Here is a 19,008-nt window from a genome sequence, read left to right on the forward strand (position 1 = left end):
GGTTCGGTGCTCGCTACTCGGCGAGTTCGCGCATGACCTTGATGAGGTCGGACTTGCCCTCGAACCCGATGCCGGGGAGGTCGGGCATGACGATGTGCCCGGCTTCGACCTTTACCCCGTCCGGGAAGCCGCCGTAGGGCTGGAAGAGGTCCGGGTAGCTTTCGTTGCCGCCTAGGCCGAGGCCGGCGGCGATGTTCAGCGACATCTGGTGTCCGCCATGCGGAATGCAGCGCGAGGCGGACCAGCCGGCGGCATCAAGAACCTCCAGCGTGCGCATGTATTCCACGAGGCCGTAGGACAGAGCGCAGTCGAACTGCAGCCAGTCGCGGTCGGGGCGCATGCCGCCGTAGCGGATGAGGTTCCGGGCGTCCTGGTGGCTGAACAGGTTCTCGCCGGTCGCCATCGGCCCTGGGTAGAACTCGGCAAGCGCGGCCTGCAGCTGGTAATCCAGCGGATCCCCCGCCTCTTCGTACCAGAACAGCGGATAGTCGCGGAGCGCCTTCGCGTACTCGATGGCGGTCAGCGTGTCGAAGCGACCGTTGGCGTCGACGGCGAGTTGCGCGTCCGAGCCGATCTCGGCCAGCACCGACTCGATCCGACGGCGGTCGGTCGCCAGGGACTCGCCGCCGATCTTCATCTTCACGACGTTGTAGCCGCGATCGATGTAGCTGCGCATTTCGGCGCGAAGCTGGGCGTCGTCCTTGCCTGGGTAGTAGTAGCCGCCGGCCGCGTAGACGAAGACCCGCGGGTTTGCCGCACGTCCGCTACGCTCAGCCAGCATCCGGAAGAGCGGCATGTCGGCGATCTTGGCTACCGCGTCCCAGACAGCCATGTCGATCGTGCCGACGGCCACCGAACGCTCGCCGTGCCCGCCGGGCTTCTCGTTGGTCATCAGGGCCCGCCAGATCCGATGCGGGTCGAGGTTCTCCCCGGTGTCGTCCAGCAGCGTCGCCGGATCGGCCTCGCGGAGGCGATCGGCGAAGCGCTCGCGGATCAAGCCGCCCTGCCCGTACCGGCCATTGGAGTTGAAGCCATAGCCCACGACACGACGGCCATCGCGCACCACGTTGGTGACGACAGCCACAAGGCTGGCCGTCATCTTCGAGAAGTCGATGTAGGCGTTGCGGATGGGGGAACTGATCGGCTTCGTCACCTCGACGATGTCGATGATGCGCGGGGCGTCGACCGATACGCCCGTCTTCAGCAAGGTCACAGGGAAGCTCCTCCACAGACGAGAAGCTCCTGGCCCGTGATCGCCGCGGCGTCGGCCGAGAGCAGGAAGGCGACGTAGGCCGCGATCTCGTCGGGTTCGATGAATCGCCCGATGGGCGGGGTGACGGGCGCGACGGTGCGGTAGCCCTGGGTAAGCATGGGCGTCGCGGTCGCCGCGGGCGCCACGACGTTGCAGGTGATCCCCCGCGGCGCGACCTCTATCGCCCAGGACCGGACGAGCGCGACCACAGCGGCTTTGCAGGCGGCGTACTGGCTCTTGCCCGCAGCCCCGGCGCTGGTCCGGCTGCCGATGGCCACCAATCGGCCGCCGGGCGACATGGCGGGCAGCAAGGCCTGACCCAGCCGGGTCAGCGCCTGGACGTGCACCGCCCACATCGCCTCGCCGTCGGCGGGATCCAGCTCGTGCAGAGCGCCGGTCCGCATGAAGCCGGCCGCATGCACCAGCGCCTGAACCGGCGGAAGGTCCGACACCAGCGCGTCCACGCTGACGGCGTCGGTCAGGTCGAGGGTCTTCTGCGCCGTGAAATGCGTGGCCTGCTCGTCCAGCCCCAGGTCGACACCGATGACCGACCACCCGGCGCACGCGGCGCGGCGGGCGATGGCCGCACCGATTCCCGAGCGACTGCCGGTGACCAGCACCGTGGGAGCGGACGCCGTCGACATATCAGGCGGCGGTGCGTTGGGAGAGACCGGCGCCTTCGACCGCGGCCTTGATCCGGGCGAGTTCCTCCGGGGACGGGGCGACCGTGGGCGGACGAACTGTTCCGCGGTCGAAGATGCCTGCGGCGGCCATGGCAGCCTTCATGCAGGCGTGGGCCTCGCCGGTGGGTTCGCCATCGCCATACACGGACTGCTTCAGCGGATCGATGACACCCTGGATCTCCATGGCGCGCTTGAGATCACCGGCGCCGACGGCCTCCAGCAGGTCCTGGATGAGGCCTGGTATCAGCGAGGCGAAACCGACCAGCGCGCCATCCACGCCCTGAACCATGGAGGCCAACAGGTACTCGTCGTGGCAGGTCAACAGCGCCTTGTCGGGCGCAGCGGCGCGGATCGCCTTCAGATCGCGGGCATACTTGTTCATCTCGCGCGTGCCGATCTTGAAGGCGTGCACATGGTCGAGACGCGCAAGCTCGCCGAGCAGTTCGGAGGAGAACGAAGCCTTGGTCCAAGCAGGGTAGACGTGGACCACCAGGGGCAAGCCGCAGGCGTCGCCGATCGCGTTGAAATACTCGATCACATGCGACGGGCGAAAGCCGAACCTGAGCCAGTGATGCGGCGGCATGATGTCGAGCGCAGAGGCGCCGGCGGCTCGAGCGGCCTTCGCCTGCTCAACCGCGTCCAGAATGCCCTCGCAGACGATGGAGGAAATGATCGGCACGCGGCCGTCGACCGCCTGCGCCGTGATTCGCGTGACCTCAGTGCGCTCGGCGGGCGTCAGCGAGAACACCTCGCCGGTGTGCCCGTTGGTCATCAGGGCCTTGATCCCGCGCTGCCCTGCCAGCCAGCGGGCAAAGCGTGTGAGCCCGGCCGCATCGATGCTGAAGTCTTCGTGGAAGGGGATTGCGATCGCGGGGATCAATCCCTTGAGGTCAAGCGAATGCGGCACGGGGTCGGGACTCCAAGGTCAGGGTGAGTGGCGGTGGGCCGCCATTCCGCCAGCCGCGCGCACGGCTTGTGAAAGGCGGCTCGCTGCGCCGACGGTCACGTCGCGCGCATCTTCGAGGAACTCCTGCTCGCTGCGCCCGAAAGCTGGGGCTGCAGCGCTGATCGCAGCGACGGGGACGCCGTCCACGTCGGTTATGGGCGCGGCGATCACCCGCAGACCGGTGACCGTCTCCTGGTCGGAAAAGGCGTAGCCTAGCCGGCCAGCCTCGGCGATCTGCGCCAGAATGCTCTCGGGGTCGATGAGCGTGCGGTCCGTCAGCCTGCGCGGCGGACTGATCTCGAGGACCTGACGCTGCGCCTCGATGGGCAGTCGCGAAAGGATGGCCCTGCCGATGGCTGAAGAGTAGGCCGGCACCCGGTTGCCGACGCGAATGTCGACAGCCAGGCGCTCAAGCCCAGCCTGGATGCGCTCAATGTAGACGACCTCATGCCCGTCCAGCACGCCGATGGAGGCGGCCTCGATCCGCTCACCGACGATGGCGCGAAGCATCGGGCGGGCCAGGCTCCGGATGTCCGACCTGGCGATGGCGTTGAAGCCGAGCTCCAGGCACTTGAACGTTAGTCGGAAACGGCGCGTGTCGGGAACGCGCTCGACATACCCCAGCATGACGAGCGTGTTGAGGAGGCGGAAGGCGCCCGCGTTGTCGAGCCCCGCGGCGCGCGCGACGTCCGCGAGGACCATCTCGGTCGCGTCGGGACCGAAGGCCTGCAGGACGGCGAACGCCTTCGCCACCGACTTCACGATATTCTTCTCGTCGCTCATGAGCCCCTCGCCGTCCATGTCCGGGGCTATTTGGCGTGCTTTTGGAAGAAGTTGAAAATCTCCGGCAACTCGGTCTCGAACGCGCTCGCGTGCGTGCCGCCGGGAACCTCGACATACTCGGGCGCGACCCCGCCAGCCTTAAGCGTGGCGATCGTCTCGCGAACGCGGTCCAGCATGAGGTCGTCGCGCTCGCCCACGACCACCCGGATCGGCAGCTTCGCGAGCGCCGGGACATCTTCAGCGAGGACGCCCCCGTAGGCGCCGGGCGCGATGGCCGCCCACATCTGGTTGTGCCGGCCGCCGATCCACCAGGTCCCGCCACCGCCCATCGAGTTGCCGGTGAGATAGCGGCGGCCAGGGTCGATGTTGAACTCCTCCTCGACCAGGGCGATGACCTGCAGGACATCCTGCTCGCTGCGCTTCACGCGCGTCATGTCGCGTCCCGCGAGACCGGCGAGGCCACGTTCCGAGCCGTAGGCGCTGTTCAGGCGGTAACCCAAGGGCGTCACGACGACAAAGCCGTGCTGCTCGGCGAGCTTCTGCATACGGCCGCCGTCGCGACCCAGCATGTTGGTCTCGTCCAGGTTCGCGCCATGCAACGCGACGACCAGCGGCCAGCGCTTCGCCGGGGTCCAGCCGGTCGGAACGTAGACCTGGTAGGGGATGAGCTCGCCCGTCTCGGCGAACCGGTAGGCGCGGTTCTGGAGGCCCGTAGCCTGGCGCACCGGGTCGCGGCCACCCTTGAGCGCGGCGACGATTTCGGAGGAGCGCCTGATCGCCGCCGGAAAGTCGTACGAGACGACCTCGCGGCGGCCCGCCCGCATGGCCTGCGCCAGCGCGAAGGGATACTCGGCCAGCGCCTTGGCCTCCTCGTGTCCCGTGATGCCCGACAGGTTGCGCCTGAGCTCTGCGTAGCGCGCGTCCAGATCTCGTACGAGGTAGACGGGCTGGACGATGTCGGCGCTGGCAGACCCGGCCGACAGCTTGGCCAGCAGCAGGTAGGCGCCGTCCGGCAGGTCCGCGAGCCGGGCGGCGATGCCGGCCGGATAGCTCTCGAGCTGACCCCGGGCCAGAGGACGGATCAGCGCGCCCTTTTTCGGTGTCGCCGATGTCGTCGGCTGGCTCGCATAGAGGTCGAGCGCATAGGTCACCGGCCCGCTCGCGGGATAGAGCAACTCGGCCGTCAGCACGTCCCCCTGGCCCGTCCAGATCTGGCTGGGTGTACGGAGCGCCAGGGCGCCCAGTCTCTCCTGCTCCGGCGTCCAGGCGCGGCCCCCCATCAGGCTGACCGCGCGCCAGAGCGTCCGACGGGCCTCGGGCTCGGGCTGCCTCGCCGCCTCGGCGACCATCGCGTCGACCTGAGCCTGCAACACCGCCGGAGCTCCCACACGCAGCTGGCCGACCGTCTGGGTCAGCACCTGCATCCCAGGCCGGAAGGCGAGACGCCAGGCGGCGTCCTCTTGGACGGGCGTCGCCCGGGCGGCCGGTTCATAGTCGACGAGCTGGGCGCGCGCCTCGACGCCGGCGACCGCACTGATCGCCGCGCCGAGAACCATCGCAGCCCGCGCAGGGAACGCGCTTGCGCGGGTCATGGTCAAAAGCCGAACCGCAGGCCGACCTTGAACGTGCGGCCGACGTAGTCGTACGGGTTGCCGCCCAGGTTGATGGCCGCGATGGCGAAGGCGGGCGGGTCCTTGTCCAGCACGTTGTTCACGTTGGCGAACAGCTGGAACTTCTTCCCGAGCTGTTCGAAGTCGTAGGCGCCGTTCAGGTTGAAGTAGACGTGGGCCGGGAAGACGTTCTTGTTGATGCTGGTGGACAGCGTCGGATCGTAGCCGTCCTGGCCGGGACCGAAGAACAGCGCCGAGTAGCGGATAGGCGAGAAGGCGCGGGCCTGGAGACCGACCGTGAACGGCTCCAGCCGGTAGTTGATGTAGGCGACGCCCACCCACTTCGACTGACCGGCCTGGACGCCGGCGTTGTCGACCGTGATCCCGAGTGGCCCGGGGCGGTCCGTCGTCTTCAGGTGCGCCAGATGCGTGACGTAGACGTTCACGTCCAGAGACCCGGGAAGGCTCAGCGCATCGAGGTCTGTCCGGTAGCCCACCTCGAAGTCGATGCCTTCAGCTTCGAGGATCGATTGGTTGAACGGCTGGGTGAACACCTTCGCGATGCCGAAGGTCGAATTGTCGAAGGTGATCGCCGAGCAATACAGTGTCACGTTCTGGAAGCAGCGCTGCAGGATGTCCGTCGCGCCGACCGAGGCGATCACGTCCTTAATCTTGATGTTGTAGTAGTCGGCGGACACCCGCAGACCGCTGAGGGGACCACCGCGCGCCTGGAACGTGCCGCCGAACGAGAAAGTGTCGGCGACTTCCGGCACCAGGTCCGGATTGCCCGTGGTCTGAACTGGCAGGCGAGCCGACTGGCCGTTGAAGGGATTGACGAACGAGCCGGTGGCCGAAATCCCGCCCAGCGAGAAGAGCTCAGACAAGGATGGCGCACGGATGTCGCGGGACCGTGTGATGCGGAGCAGGACGCCGTCGATGGGCTCCCACGTGCCGCCCACTTTCCACGTCGTGACCGCTCCGCTGGTCTTGTAGTCGGTGCGCCGGACGGCGCCGTTCACGCCCAGGGCCTGGAAGCCGGCCATGTCCTTCAGCAGCGGGACCTCGACCTCGAGATACCCTTCCTTGACGTTGTTCTTGCCGGAGTAGGACTTGTTGTTGCCAGACGAATAGAGGCCGAGGATCTGCAGCGGATCGGCCGTCTGGACCAGGCTGTCGCGACGATACTCGAGGCCGGCGGCGAAGGCCACGGGACCGGCGGGGAGTTCGAAGATCTGACCGCCGACGTTGAAGGCGACGTCATGGCGCTTGATGTCGTTCTTCGTGAGTTCGAGGCCGGCCACGTATTCGCGCGCCAGCTGGGACGAGTTGCCGGCGCCGAAGGGGTTCAGGGGGACGCAGCCCGGCTGCACCAGTTCCGGTCGAATGGTGTTGGTCAGGCGGTTCGCAGCGAAGTTGGGATTGGTCGCGAGCGGCCCGCAGACGATGTTGCCGGCGGCGTCGAGCACGGCGTACTCGGCGGCCGCCAGGTTGGCCTCGCGGGTCCCGTAGATCTTCGAGTCGATGACCGACTTGCCGTAGTTGTAGGAGACGTCCCAGTTGAACTTCTCAAACATCTTTCCCTTCAGGCCGGCCGAAGCCTGGAAGGTCCAGTAGGTGTTGTCGCCCGAGGTGCCCAGCCACTCGGTGTCGACCCGGCCCATGTCGAACGAGGCGATGTTGTTGGCCGCCATGAGCGAGCGCACCTGATTGGGCAGGTACGGGTTGCTCTGCAAGATCGTGACCGTCGGGGTCTGGTGGTACTGCGAGAGCGTAAAGACGTTGGCCCAGGCGTAACCCGCCTGCGCCCACGCCGTCGTCGTCTCGTTCACGTCGTAGACCGCCTTGGCCATCGTCGAGAGTTGTTCCAGCGGCTGCTTCAGATTCCACTGGGCGATCGGCGTGGCGATCGGATTGCTCGACGAATTGATCATCAGGTTGCCGAAGACCGGCCCGCGGATCAGGCGGTAGAGACTTCCGTCGGGTGCGAAGGCCTGCTGGTTGAGCAGCGTGCTGGTCGCTCCCGTCGCGGTCCGGGCCGTGTTGATCACACCCCCGGGCGTCTGGGTGGCGTATTCGACGCCATTTGCCCAGCCGAATGCCGGCGTGCCCGCCGGCCGCGAGGCCCCAAAGGAGAGCGGATTGCCGGAGTTGCCCGGCTCGACCTCGCTCCAGCCACGGCTGTAGATGTTTCCGACGCCGTCGTTGTCGTTGTAGTCGCCGCCCGCGATGATCCGCAGCCGGTCGTCCATCAACGAAAGACCTGTGGCCAGGCTGAAACCGATTTCGTTGTTGTCGCCGCGCATCGATCGGCCGGCGTAGACTGAACCCTGAAGCCCCTCGATCCTGTCCTTCAGGATGAAGTTCACCACGCCGGCGACGGCGTCCGAGCCGTAGGCTGCCGACGCGCCGCCGGTCACGACCTCCAGCCGGCGGACCAGCTCCACAGGGATGATGCTGGTGCTGGTCGTGCCCTGGGCGTTGGTCGGCACCGGGCGCTGCCCATCCACCAGCATCAGTGTGCGCTGACCGCCCAGGCCACGCAGGTTGGTGATGCTCTGCGCCGTTGAAATCGACCCGGCGTTCCGCTGGACCTGATTGGGCCCCGAGTTCATCCGCATGGCGGGCAGCTGGGCGATGATGTCGTCCACCGAGGACGGGGCGGTCTGCTTGAACTGCTCGGCGTTCAGCACCGTCAGCGGTGTGGGCGACGTCATACCGGAGTTCTGGATCCGGCTGCCGGTGACGACGACTTCGCCGACCTCAGCGTCTCCGCCTGCAGCGGTCTGCGCGAGCGCGCACGGGGCGGCGGCCAGGATCGCCACCAGGCTCACGCCACCCGCCAGCACCTTCGAAAGCTCGGAACTCGCCATCCTGTTTCCCTTCCCCTTGTTCGCATTATTCGGATTACGAACTTTAATTCGCTATTTGAATACACTTGTGGACTTGGGTAGGCAAGTGCGGTGTCGCTTGTGAGCTTCGTTGGCGGACGGGAGGGGCGTCGGTGCGAGCTAACCGTCCGCTCAATCGAGCCGATCCGCTGATCACGGAGATGCTGGAGATATGCGAGAACGCCAGCGCGCTCACAGCTTCCGCCTACAGGCGGACTCGGCAAGCTTCGGCTTCCGGTCACTCACCGCCCAAGGCCATTCCGCCCGACCACCGCAGGCCACCCCTTCCTCACGTTCGCGGCGTCCAGGAGCATCAACCGGCTCGATGCGATCTTGGGCGATCTCGGGCTTGATGGTTCGGGCCGAGTCAGTGAGCGTAAGTGCCCGGCTCAAGGGATTGATGCGTCGCGACTCCGATGAGTGAGGGCGAAGGCGAGCATGGCGCCAGGGCCGGTGAAGACCGGGCCACGGAAGACGGACGAAGGGCCTTTTTCGCGGGCCAATATCGCGAGGCCTTCTCCCACTTTCACTCCGCGCTGCTCAACCGCGCGATCCGGTGGTTCAGAGAGGAAGGCGTCCGGTTCCAGCGACCGTCGGGAGAGTTTACGCCGCCAGTTCACCTTTTCACGACCGCAGGCTGCCCGTGGTGCGGCGCCCACGGGCTGTTTGATGACCGGCTCGTGTGCGTGCCGGTGGGCCTCGCCCGGCGCGGGGTGCGCCGGGCGAGGCGTCGTCAGCCGATGTCGCCGGCGCTGATGTCAGCCAGCGTTCGCCCGACGAGGATCACGGCGGACTCGACGTGGTGCTCGCCGAGTTCGGTCGCGAAGACGATGACGTCCGCCCCGACCTGGACGGCGACATAGTCGGCGCCGGCCGCCATCCGGGCGTTCGCCGCCGCGAGGGCGGCGTCGTAGTCGGCCGCCGCGCCTGTGGCGAAGTTGGCCGCCGTGGCGGTGAGACCGTCGTCGTCGAAGACCAGCTTGTCCTCGCCGTGGGTGAAGTCGACGATGCGGTCCAGGCCCGCCAGCGCGCGCCCCCCGTCTCCGACCTTGAACACGTCGGCGCCCGGGCCGCCGATCAGGCGGTCGGCCCCGTCGTCGCCGTCGAGCGTGTCGGCGCCGGCGCCGCCGTCGAGGGTGTCGTCGCCGTCATCGCCACGCAGCCGGTCGTCCGCGGCGGAGCCCGACAGGCTGTCGCTCCCGTCGCCGCCACGGAGGCGGGCCGCGTCGCCACCGCGGTCGTCGCCGGGGGGATCGTCCGCGCCACGGCCGCCGCGGTCGTCTCCCGGCGGATCGTCGGCGCCCCGCCCGCGGCGATCGTCGCCCGCCGGATCGTCCGCGCCGCGCCGGCCGGTGTCGGCCGCCGTCGTCGTACGGTCGTCGGGCTGGGTGTCGTCCCGGCCACGGCCGCGACCGGAATCGTCGCCGGCTCTGTCTTTCTTAGCCATCAGGCATTCCTCACTGTGGAAGCCCCCACATGAGGACAACGGCGCCGCCGGCCGGTTTATTCCCGCCTAGAAGAACAGCGTCGCGGCGACCGCGACGGCGCCGTGGCCCTGGGCGGCGCCCAGGAGGTCGTCGTCGGGGCCGAAGTAGGTCGCCTGGCCCTGCAGTTCGACATTGCCGAAGCGTCGGGCAAGGCCTGCGCCCACGTCGTACTGCGTGCGCCGGATCTCGCTGCCGCGGCGACGGTCCACCGGAACCAGGAGGCCGGCGCGGCCGAAGGCCTTCCAGCCGGGCGCGGGCGTCACGGTCGCGGTCGTTGTGGCGTAGAGCGTGGCGGCCCGCTCGCCCAGGTAGTTGGGCGAGTAGTAGACGTGGGCGCTGAACCGGCGCGTCGAGACGCCCGCGTAGAGCTCGTTGTAGGCCACCGGGTACCGCGGCCGGTAGTATTCGGTCACGTCGGTGCGCGAGACGCCGACCTCCCAGCTGGAGTCGGCGTCGAAGCGGCGCGCATAGCCGGCATAGACCTGATAGCCCGAGACCTTCGGGCCGTCGTGGCGCGTCGCCGCCGCGATCACCGAGCCGGAGGCGTAGAGCCCGCTCTCATGATCCAGGCTGCCGGTGGCGACGAGGGCCGGTCGCTCGGCGCTGAGAGAGTACCCGCGATAGAGGTGATCGCTGACCGCCGACAGGCTGAACGTCGGCTGGGCGTGCGCGGGCGTCGCCGCCGCGCCCAGGACCGCGGCCGCAAGGGCGAGGAAAGCCCGGATTTCAGCGGCCGTTGTCGGGCGAGGCGCAGGCGCAGTTCGCCCGGGAGGCCACCCGCAGCAGGGAAGCGCAGGCGTCGATCTCACCGCGCGCCCGCGACAGAAGGCGCGCGCGCGGCTGCGGACGGCGCTCGTCGACCAGGGCCAGGAGTCCGCTCACGTGGGCCGCGGCGTACGAACTTCCGTCGACCAGAAACCACCGTCCCCCCGGCTGAGTCGTGGGCACGTCGCGCCCGGGCGCACTGTAGACACCGGGGCGCGGGCTCGCCAATGCCTCGTCGGCCACGGCGACGACGCCCGTGTGGTTGGCCGGGAAACCGCCGTCGGGCAGGCCGCGGTCATAGGCGGCGACCACCTTGATGCCGCGCGAGATGGCCACATCGATCAGGCGGGCCAGCAGCGGATCGGGCGGCCCGCTGAGGCTGAGGTTGATGACCCGGGCCTTGGCGTCGATGGCGAAGTGCAGGGCCTGGGCGAGGCTGAGGCTGTCGCACACGGTGTCGCCGGCGCCCTTGCGGGGGGCGCCCTGCCAGCAGGCGCGGAGCCCCAGGATTCGGGCGCCCGGCGCCACGCCCACGATGCCGATCCCGTTGTCGCCCCGGGCCGCGATCACGCCGGCCACGCCGGTGCCGTGCGTCTCGGGCGCGGCCGGACGACCGGCGACGAAGTTCCGGGTGAGCTCGACCTGTCCGGCCAGGTCCGGGTGGGTGGGATCGACCATGCTGTCGACCACGGCGACCCGCACCCCACGGCCGACGGCCAGTTCGTGCAGGGCGGCGAGACGCCACTCGCCCGCAGCCGGCTGGGCGGCGCGAAGCGGGTCGGCCGAGCGCGGCGCGCCCTGGGCATGGAACATCTGGCTCGGCTGGGCGTCCTGGACGGCGCTCTCGCGGGCGAGGAGCCGCGCGACCTCGACCGTGGAACGCCCGTCGGGAACGTTCATGATGTAGCAGTCGACGCCGAGCAGCGGCATGGGCCAGCCGTCCACCAGCTCGAGGCCATGGGCGGCGGCCAGCTTCTGGGCGAGGCGGCGGCGCACGGCCTGGCCGGCCTCATCCCCGTAGCCGCCGCCGGCGGAGACGCCGGGGCGGGCATGGCCGGGCGGCATCCGCATCAGCACCAGCACCTGATGCGGGTCGGCCGCCGAAGCCGCCGGCGCGTCCATGGCGAACGCCAGCTCCGCCGGCGCGGCGAGCACGGCGAGCGCAAGCAACAGGGCTCGGAACTTGCGGATCATGGGGCGTCCACCGGCTCGGCAAGGCTGACTTCGGGCCGCTGGCGAAGCTGCGGCAGGATGCGATCCCGGCTTGCGGCCGGCACCCGGACGAGCCAGGCGCCCGCGGCGTTCGGGCCGCCGACCACGCGCCCCTCGACCCCGGCGAGCGTGTCGCGCAGCTGGGCCTCGGTGGCGTTGGGCGCGAACATGATCATCACGTTGGGCGCGTCGGATCGGGCCGCGGACGACAGAGCCTTGTACTCGGCGTCCGACGCGCCGGTTTCGCGCGCGGGCGAAAGAACCACGACGGCGCCGGCGAGCAGGGCGGCCTGGGCGGCGAGGGCCGCGGCGACCCAGGCGCGGCGCGGGCGGACAGCCTGCCGGGCGCCGAGCGAGACGACATTGTCGCCGGCCGCGATCGCGCGGATCCGCGCGGCCATCGCGTCGGGCGCGGGGCGATCGAGGAGCGCGTCGAAGGCGCCGCGCACGGCCCGGTCGCGCGCGGCCATCGCGTCGAGACGGACGCGGAGCGCGGCGTTCGACGCCAGCTCGGCCTCGATCTGGCGGGCGCGATCCGGGTCGGCTTCACCGTCCAGGTAGGCCATCAGGGCGTCGTCGGTGATCATCTCGGGTCCCATGGGGGAACACTGGCTATTGTCTCACACCGACAACGACGCCACCGCAGATTTATTCCAGGGTCCCCAAACTGGGTTTGGATCCTGGCTCGCGCGTTGATGCGGCGCAAGGCGAGCGCTATCCAGCCTGGGCAGACAGGTGGGCGAGGGACTGCGGATCGCCCGCCTTTTTCGAGAGCGCCTTGGCCGGACGGGCTGATATCGCCGAGCGGATCGTGGAGCTTCTGCCGCGCCTGCGGCGCTTCGCGCTGACGCTGACGCGCCGGGAGCATGACGCCGACGACCTGGTTCAGGGGACGGTGGAGCGCGCCCTGGGCCGGCTCGACAGCTGGAAGCCCGACACGCGCCTGGACAGCTGGCTCTTCAAGATCATGCAGAACCACTGGATCGACCAGGTGCGCGCGCAGCGGCTGCGCGGCGCGTCGGAGGGGTTGGACGCCGCCGACGAGGTCGCGGGCTCTGACGGGCGGCATGTGACCGGCGTGCGGCGTGAACTGCAGGCCACGCTCGAGGCCGTGCTGCGCCTGCCGGAAGAGCAGCGCGCCGTGGTGGGTCTGGTGCTGGTGGAAGGGCTGGCCTACCGCGAGGCGGCCGAGATCCTCGCGGTGCCGATCGGCACGGTCATGAGTCGGCTGTCGCGCGCCCGCGCGGCGCTGGAGCTGGCGCTCGAGGGCGCGCCCGAGCCCAGGTCCTGAGTCCGAACCGCGGGTCCGGACCCGGGCGCCTATGGATGTGCGACGACGACCAGGGTGTTGGTCCGGCGCGACGCCGTCGCCAGGCAGGTCCTGAGCGTTTCGGGGTCGAGCGCGGCGAAGCTCTCGTCCAGGATCGTGAGGTCGGCGCCCTGGAGCAGCGCGCGGGCCAGGAAGACGCGGCTGCGCTCGCCGTGCGACAGCTGCCAGCCGGTCTCGCCCACGGGCTGGTGCAGCCCCGCCGGCATGCGATCGATGAGCGCCCCAAGGTCCAGCTCGCGGCAGAGCGCTTCCGCCTCCGCAAGGTCTTCGGCCGTGGCCGGCCACCGACGGCCCATCAGCAGGTTGAAGGCCAGCGAGCCCGACAGCAGGTGATTGTCGTTGAACTGCGGGGCGGCCGTGGCGCCTCGGCGCCAGGCGGCGCCCAGCGTGTGGTGGTCGAGCCCGTTCAGGCTGAGCGCGCCACGGGTCGGCTTGCGCAGACCCGACAGCAGCGCCGTCAGGGTCGACTTGCCGCCGCCCGAGCCGCCCTCGAGGAGGACGCGATCGCCGGCGTGAAGCGTGAGGTCCACTCCGGCGAGCACCGGCGCGTCCTTCGCGTAGGCGTAGGCGAGCCCACGGGCTCTGAGAACGGCTCCGCCGGAACGGCGATCCGTCGGCGAAAGGTCCAGGGGCTCGGGTTCAGGGCAGGCGTCGCCGCGCGCGAGGTCGGCAACCTGGGTCCAGGCGATCCCGGCCCGCGACAGCCCCGCCAGACCGGTCACGAGGCCGAAGAGCCCGCGTTGCGCCAACAGGACGCCGCCAAGGCTGATCGCGAGCGCGGCCGGCGTCGGCGGGTGCGGGCCCGCGAAGGCGGGGGCAAGCCCCGCGACGCCCGCCACGAGCCAGGCGGTGGGCAGGACAGCAAGAAGCGACATCGCCGCCCGGTCGAAGAGCCCGGACTCGGCGAGGTAGGCCCGCAGGTCAGCGTCCTCCGCGGCGTCCCGGCGCGTCGGCCGCTCCTGGGCCAGGCGGGTCCGGTGGCCGACCATGGCCTCGATCATGCGCTGGCTCAGCGCCAGCCGGCGAAGCGTCCACGACCGCATCCGCCGATGGAACCGATGACCCAGCACGGCCAGCGCGGCCGCGAACCCCGCGAGCAGCGCCAGGTGCCAGCCGGCCGCCGCCCCCGCGGCGAGGGCCAGGGCGGCGAAGGCCAGTTCGAGTACGGCGATCAGGGCCGCGAGGCCGCCGTTGAGCGCCAGGCTTTCCAGCGCCTGGCTTTCCATCACGCGGCCGATCACCTGGCCGAAGCCCTGGCGACCGACGGCGTCGGGGTCGGCCTTAAGCGCGCCTGCAAGCAGTCGCGCCTTCAGCCGGCGACCGAGATCGACGGCGATCCGCGCCTCCAGGGCGCCCCCGGCGAACCGCAGCGGAACCAGGGTGGCGAGGAGCAGCAGCCAGGCCGTGAACCAGCCGAAGTCGAGGCGACCGTCCAGGACCGAGCGCCCGATGAGCGACCAGCCGAGCATCTCGGCGGCGTAGAGCAGTCCGAAGATCCCGAGGGCGGCGGCGGCGATCCAGGGCAGCTTCATCTGCAGGGCCTGCCGCCCCATGGAGGCGCCGGCCGGTTCGCGCAGCAGCCAAACGCCGCCCACGCGTTCCGACGCGAGCCGGTCGGCCATGAGCGCGCGGCCTACGTCGCGGCGCCGGCGGCCCGTGAGCCCGGCGTCGTCGAGGATCGGCGCGATGCGGGGAGCCAGACCGCCCTCGATCGACCAGCAGAGGCAGGCGCGCAGCGCCTCGACGGGGCAGCCCGAGACCGCGAGGTCCGGTCCGAGCACCCGAAGCGTCCGGCCGCTGGCGCCGAGGAGCAGGACGAACCCCATCTCGCGGCCCTGGCGAACCAGCGCGATCGCGGGGGCCGCCTGCCGCAGCATGTCGGCGACGGCGCCCGCGGGGACGTCGACGGGCTCGGCCTCGAGCCCCAGGGCGCCCGCGGCGACCGGCAGGAGAGCCTCGGGATCCTCGCCGCAAGCCTGCGACGCCATGAACTGGGAGTCGGTGCGCGCGACGCCCGAGCGACGCGCCAGCTCGGCCAGGCCCTCCCCCAGACGGTCGATCGGCCACCAGACCGCGCCGACGGCGGCTGCGGCCTCCGCGTCCAGCGGCGCGGCGGCGAGATACCGGCCCTTGGGCGCGCCCTGGGTCATGCGGCCTCCGTGAGCGCGCCGCGCTCCAGCCTCAACCGCCGCCAGTTCGAGCCGCCCCAGACCCCCGCGCGCACCTCCCGCTCGGCGGTCAGAAGGCGCGCGTAGCGACTGTTGGCTTCGACGAGCCGGGCCGGCGCGCCGTCCTCGACGATGCGGCCGTTCTCGACGACGAGAACCCGGGGGAAGTCGAGGGTCTCCTCGATGTCGTGGGTGACGCAGAGCAGCGTGGTTCCCGCCCACCAGGCGCGGGCCTCGCCGAGCAGCGCCTGGCGTTGACCGCGGTCGAGGCCGCGGAATGGCTCGTCCAGCAGCACCAGCCGCGGCGCATCGACCAGGAGCGCGCGCGCCAGTCGCACGCGCTGACCCTCGCCGCCCGAGAGGCGGCCGCCGCCTTCGCCGATGACGGTCCGCAGGCCCTCGGGCAGGCGCTCGGCGATATCGCGCAGCCGCGCGGCGTCGATCGCCCCAGCGAGCCGTTCCGGCGTCTCGCGCTCGTTGGCGTAGGCGAGGTTCGCCGCCAGCGAGGTGTTCCAGAGCTGCACGGATGGATCCACCCAGGCGGTCCGGCGGCGCAGCGCCTGCAGTCCGCCGGGCGGCGCCGGGAACCCGTCGATCCGCAGCTCGCCGTCGGACAGCCGGTTCCAGCCCATCAGAACACCCACCAGACTGGACTTGCCGGCGCCGGACGGCCCCACCACGGCGAGATGCTCGCCGGGCGCGATGTCGAGCTCGACGTCCTCGAGGATGCGGTGGCCGCCGGCCATCACCGCGCCGCCGCGGATCGTCAGGGACGCCGCGGCCTCTGGAACAGGCTCCTCGCTCGCTTCGGGTTCATCGGGCGCGGCGAGGGGCTCCATCAGGCGCGCAAGGGTGTTGCGCTGGGCCGGGATCTGCCGGCCGAGAGCATTCAGCTGAGCGCCCAGCGCGGGAACCTTCAGCGCCCAGTAGACCAGCAGCAGGTCGCCGCCCTGGACGCCGCCCGCGCGCTGGAAGTGCAGGCCGAGGAACAGGCCCACGGCGGCGATGCATGCCATCGCCTGGACCGCCTGGGCCGCAAGGCCGAAACGCAGCAGGCCGCCGTAGGTCCGGGCCCACTCCACGAGCAGGTGCTCGTGCTGTCGCTGCACGCTGGTTTCGGCGGCGTGAGCGCGGATCGGCGCGAGTCCCAGCAGCGCGTCGAGGTAGAAGACGCCCAGAGCCGCCCCGTGGGTGCGCATGCGCAGATCGCGCTCGGCGAGCTGGGTCTGGATCAGCGCCGGCGTTCCGGCCGCCACCAGGGCCAGCAGCAGACCCGCCCACCACGCCTGAGGCGCCAGGGCCGCCAGCGCGGCCGTTGTGAACAGCAGTTCCAGGCCGTTCTGGAAGAGTTGCAGCGCGATGCCGGGGGCGCCGCGCGTCAGATGCAGGGCGTGGGCGCGGTCGGCCATGTCGCTGACGGATCGGCTCCGGAAGTAGCGGTCGCCGAGCCGGGGCAGCTTCGCGGCCAGCCGCATCCGCAGCGCCATCTCGAGCCGCCGCCCCAGGCGCAGGGCCTCGGCGCCCATGGGGATGTGCAGCGTCAGCAGCGCCGCCAGGAAGACGATCAGAAGGCCCGCCGCCGCCCACCGCTGCGCGGGCAGCGCCAATCGTTCACCGATGTCGAACAGGCCGCGGAACAGCAGCGTCTCGAGGATCACCGCGGCGACGGCCGCCACCGCCGCGAGGCCGAGCGCCAGGAGACCCAGGCGGCCCTCGGCCCTGAGCAGGTCGAACGCCGTGCGCAGAGGGCGGGGCCGCGGCTCGGCCAGGGCCGCGGCCACGTCGACGGGCGCCTCGACCGCGTCGGTCATGGGGGCGCTTCGCCCGCGGACGCTCAGCAGCACGGCGCCCGAGAGCCGCACCGACTGGGGCCGGCCCGGCGTGTTGGCGGGGTCGGGCGTGACGCTCCAGTACGCCTCGGGAATGCGGGCATAGATGTCGTCGGCCGAGGCGAGCGTGGCGTCCACGAGAGCGTTCAGGAGCCGCGCCGCTTCCGCGCCGGGTCGCAGGCCCTTGGCTTCGACGAGGGCCGTCGCGAGGCGGACAGCGGCGTCCAGGACCGCGAAGGTCCACCAGCGGGGATCCGCCTCGGCGCGGCTCAGGAGGTTGCGCGCGACGGACCGGCCGACGCTAAGGGCTTCGAGGCGCACGCCGAGCGGCGCCAGGAAGGCGTCCGTGCCCGCCCAGGCGCGCCAATCGGCGGCGGCGACTGTCGTGCTGTGCCTGTAGACTTCGTCGCGGAAGCGGGCGGCCCGGACCCAGCGGCGGCCGACGGCCGGGTCCATGACCTGCAGCCATGGCCCCACGCGCGACCACACCACGACGAAATGGCGCGCGGTCTCGGCATGGCGGACCACCACGATGGCCGGCAGAGCTCGGCTCTGCGGCAGGTCGAGGTGATCGATCGGAATCAGAACCTGCTCGGCGTCCAGGCCCAGTTGCACGGCGACGGTCTCGAGCGCGTCGATGGACGCGCCGTCCACGTCGATCTGGCAGGCCTCGCGGAGACGTCCGTAGCTGACCTGCAGCCCGTGCCCCCCGGCCAGGCACGCCAGGGCGGCCGGGCCGCAGTCCATGGCCGAGGTCTGGACGACCTCCGGGGCGAACCGGCGCGCGGACCGCGTCATGCCGCGCCGCCGGCGCCCAGGGCCTGGCCCGCGGCGCGGAGGACCAGCACGGCCGGGCTCACGCGTTCGACGGCGACCTCGGCGGCCCCCGCCATGCCGTGGCGCAGGGGAAGTCCGCCGCCCGTGGCGGGCGAGACCGACAGATCGGCCCGAAGCAACCCTCCGCGCGGTTCGCTGGCCACCCGCAGCACGCGGGCCGTGACGACGCCGTACTGGGCCCAGGGATAGCCGTCGAGGCGCAGGCGCGCGGTCTGCCCCGGGCGCACGCGCCCCAGGGCCCCGCCCGACGGGAACTCGGCCACCAGCGTCAGGCGGCCGTCGGGGACGATGGTCGCCAGCTTCTGACCGGCCTCCACATAGGCCCCGGCGGCCAGGGTCGGGGCCTCGCCGATCACGCCATCGGCGGGAGCGCGCACCTGGCGCGCGTCGATGGCGGCGCGGAGGCGCTCGGCCGTGGCCCGGCTGGCCAGCAGGTCGCCCTGCATTCCCGCGATGGCCTGCCGCAGCGCCTGCAGGCGGGCCAGGCCGTCGCTCTGGCTGAGGCGTGCATCGTAGGCCGCCTTCTGGGCTTCGGCGGCGATGGCGTCGCGTGCGGAGCGGGCGCGCCGGGCGTCGGTCGCGTAGCGGTAGGCCTCGACATCCGAGAGGATGCCCCTGTCCAGCAGACCCCGCATTCTGCGGTCCTTCTCCTCGGCATAGTCGACCCCGGCGGCGGCCTCGCGCTCGCGGGCGCGGGCCGAGCGAAGGGCGGCGTCCGCCGCACCCCGATCGGCCGCCAGCGAGGCCTGCAGCGCCTGGGCCTCGGCCTCGGCCGCCGCGATCCGGGCCGGCAGCGCCTGCAGCCGCGCCTCGGCCTCGGCCAGGTCCAGCCGCGCCTGGGTGGCGTCGAGTTCGACCAGGACCTCGCCGGCGGTCACCCGGCGGCCGATCTGCAGCCGCGACGACACGAGACGTCCGGCCTCGACGGGCGAGACATCCCGGGCGGCTACGACGGCTTCCAGGCGCGCGCGCCGCGAGACTTCGTAGAGGGTGACCCGCCCGAACACGAACCACGCCGTCCATGCGGCGAGCAGCACGCCGGCGCAGGCCAGCGCGAGGCGCGACGCCCGTCCCGTCTCGAGCGCCAGGGCGCGGGTGGTTCGGGAGAAAGGCGAGGCCATTTCGGCGCGGCTCCGGTCCGGGATTCCCAGCGACAACGGCCGCGCGTTGACGATTATTCCGCGCGATTTTCGCTCGAGAGTCTCCGCGCGCGAGGGG

The 19,008-nt window shown here is 71.0% G+C and carries 14 protein-coding genes; 1 reads left to right on the forward strand and 13 read right to left on the reverse strand.

The genetic code is table 11. From position 1 onward, the window contains the following. Positions 1-13: 13 nt before the first annotated feature. The 10 genes from JNK30_RS09955 to JNK30_RS10000 form a co-directional block, all read right to left on the reverse strand. The gene (locus tag JNK30_RS09955) at positions 14-1,213 is read right to left on the reverse strand and encodes a mandelate racemase/muconate lactonizing enzyme family protein (protein ID WP_293482081.1); all 1,200 of its coding nucleotides are present in this window, start codon (positions 1,211-1,213) and stop codon (positions 14-16) included. Continuing rightward, on the reverse strand, positions 1,210-1,896 hold the full coding sequence (locus JNK30_RS09960) for an SDR family NAD(P)-dependent oxidoreductase (RefSeq protein ID WP_293482082.1): 687 nt from the start codon (positions 1,894-1,896) through the stop codon (positions 1,210-1,212). The genes JNK30_RS09955 and JNK30_RS09960 overlap by 4 nt, the downstream gene beginning before the upstream one ends. Position 1,897: 1 nt before the next feature. Next, on the reverse strand, positions 1,898-2,842 hold the full coding sequence (locus JNK30_RS09965; protein ID WP_293482083.1) for a dihydrodipicolinate synthase family protein: 945 nt from the start codon (positions 2,840-2,842) through the stop codon (positions 1,898-1,900). A gap of 18 nt (positions 2,843-2,860) precedes the next feature. Further along, positions 2,861-3,664, reverse strand: coding sequence for an IclR family transcriptional regulator C-terminal domain-containing protein (locus JNK30_RS09970; RefSeq protein ID WP_293482084.1), 804 nt, complete (start codon positions 3,662-3,664; stop codon positions 2,861-2,863). 26 nt (positions 3,665-3,690) lie between these two features. Next, the gene (locus JNK30_RS09975) at positions 3,691-5,256 is read right to left on the reverse strand and encodes a PHB depolymerase family esterase (RefSeq protein ID WP_293482085.1); all 1,566 of its coding nucleotides are present in this window, start codon (positions 5,254-5,256) and stop codon (positions 3,691-3,693) included. A gap of 2 nt (positions 5,257-5,258) precedes the next feature. Further along, on the reverse strand, positions 5,259-8,144 hold the full coding sequence (locus JNK30_RS09980; protein ID WP_293482086.1) for a TonB-dependent receptor: 2,886 nt from the start codon (positions 8,142-8,144) through the stop codon (positions 5,259-5,261). Positions 8,145-8,895: 751 nt separating this feature from the next. Next, positions 8,896-9,609: a hypothetical protein gene (locus tag JNK30_RS09985; RefSeq protein WP_293482087.1), complete on the reverse strand. Its 714-nt coding sequence runs from the start codon at positions 9,607-9,609 to the stop codon at positions 8,896-8,898. A gap of 66 nt (positions 9,610-9,675) precedes the next feature. Then, positions 9,676-10,458, reverse strand: a complete 783-nt coding sequence (locus JNK30_RS09990) for a TorF family putative porin (protein ID WP_293482088.1) — start codon at positions 10,456-10,458, stop codon at positions 9,676-9,678. Continuing rightward, positions 10,376-11,608 carry a S8 family serine peptidase gene (locus JNK30_RS09995; RefSeq protein WP_293482089.1) on the reverse strand — a complete coding sequence of 411 codons (1,233 nt, stop codon included), beginning with the start codon at positions 11,606-11,608 and terminating at the stop codon, positions 10,376-10,378. The genes JNK30_RS09990 and JNK30_RS09995 overlap by 83 nt, the downstream gene beginning before the upstream one ends. Next, on the reverse strand, positions 11,605-12,225 hold the full coding sequence (locus tag JNK30_RS10000) for a hypothetical protein (protein ID WP_293482090.1): 621 nt from the start codon (positions 12,223-12,225) through the stop codon (positions 11,605-11,607). The genes JNK30_RS09995 and JNK30_RS10000 overlap by 4 nt, the downstream gene beginning before the upstream one ends. Before the next feature lie 179 nt (positions 12,226-12,404). Here JNK30_RS10000 and JNK30_RS10005 point away from each other — a divergent pair, with 179 nt between their 5' ends. Next, a complete protein-coding gene (locus JNK30_RS10005) occupies positions 12,405-12,917 on the forward strand; it encodes a sigma-70 family RNA polymerase sigma factor (RefSeq protein WP_293482091.1) in 513 nt (170 codons plus the stop codon). A 29-nt stretch (positions 12,918-12,946) separates the two neighbouring features. On the opposite strand, the gene JNK30_RS10010 is transcribed toward JNK30_RS10005, so the two are convergent. Genes JNK30_RS10010 through JNK30_RS10020 form a run of 3 tightly spaced genes read right to left on the reverse strand, consistent with a single transcriptional unit; the run spans position 12,947 to position 18,911 of the window. Further along, a complete protein-coding gene (locus tag JNK30_RS10010) occupies positions 12,947-15,106 on the reverse strand; it encodes an ATP-binding cassette domain-containing protein (protein ID WP_293482092.1) in 2,160 nt (719 codons plus the stop codon). Further along, positions 15,103-17,751 carry an ATP-binding cassette domain-containing protein gene (locus tag JNK30_RS10015; protein ID WP_293482093.1) on the reverse strand — a complete coding sequence of 883 codons (2,649 nt, stop codon included), beginning with the start codon at positions 17,749-17,751 and terminating at the stop codon, positions 15,103-15,105. Before JNK30_RS10015 ends, JNK30_RS10010 begins: the two co-directional genes overlap by 4 nt. After that, on the reverse strand, positions 17,748-18,911 hold the full coding sequence (locus tag JNK30_RS10020; protein ID WP_293482094.1) for an HlyD family efflux transporter periplasmic adaptor subunit: 1,164 nt from the start codon (positions 18,909-18,911) through the stop codon (positions 17,748-17,750). The genes JNK30_RS10015 and JNK30_RS10020 overlap by 4 nt, the downstream gene beginning before the upstream one ends. Positions 18,912-19,008 lie beyond the last annotated feature (97 nt).

Origin of the sequence: Phenylobacterium sp. (assembly GCF_016793225.1) — a bacterium.
Lineage (GTDB): Bacteria > Pseudomonadota > Alphaproteobacteria > Caulobacterales > Caulobacteraceae > Phenylobacterium.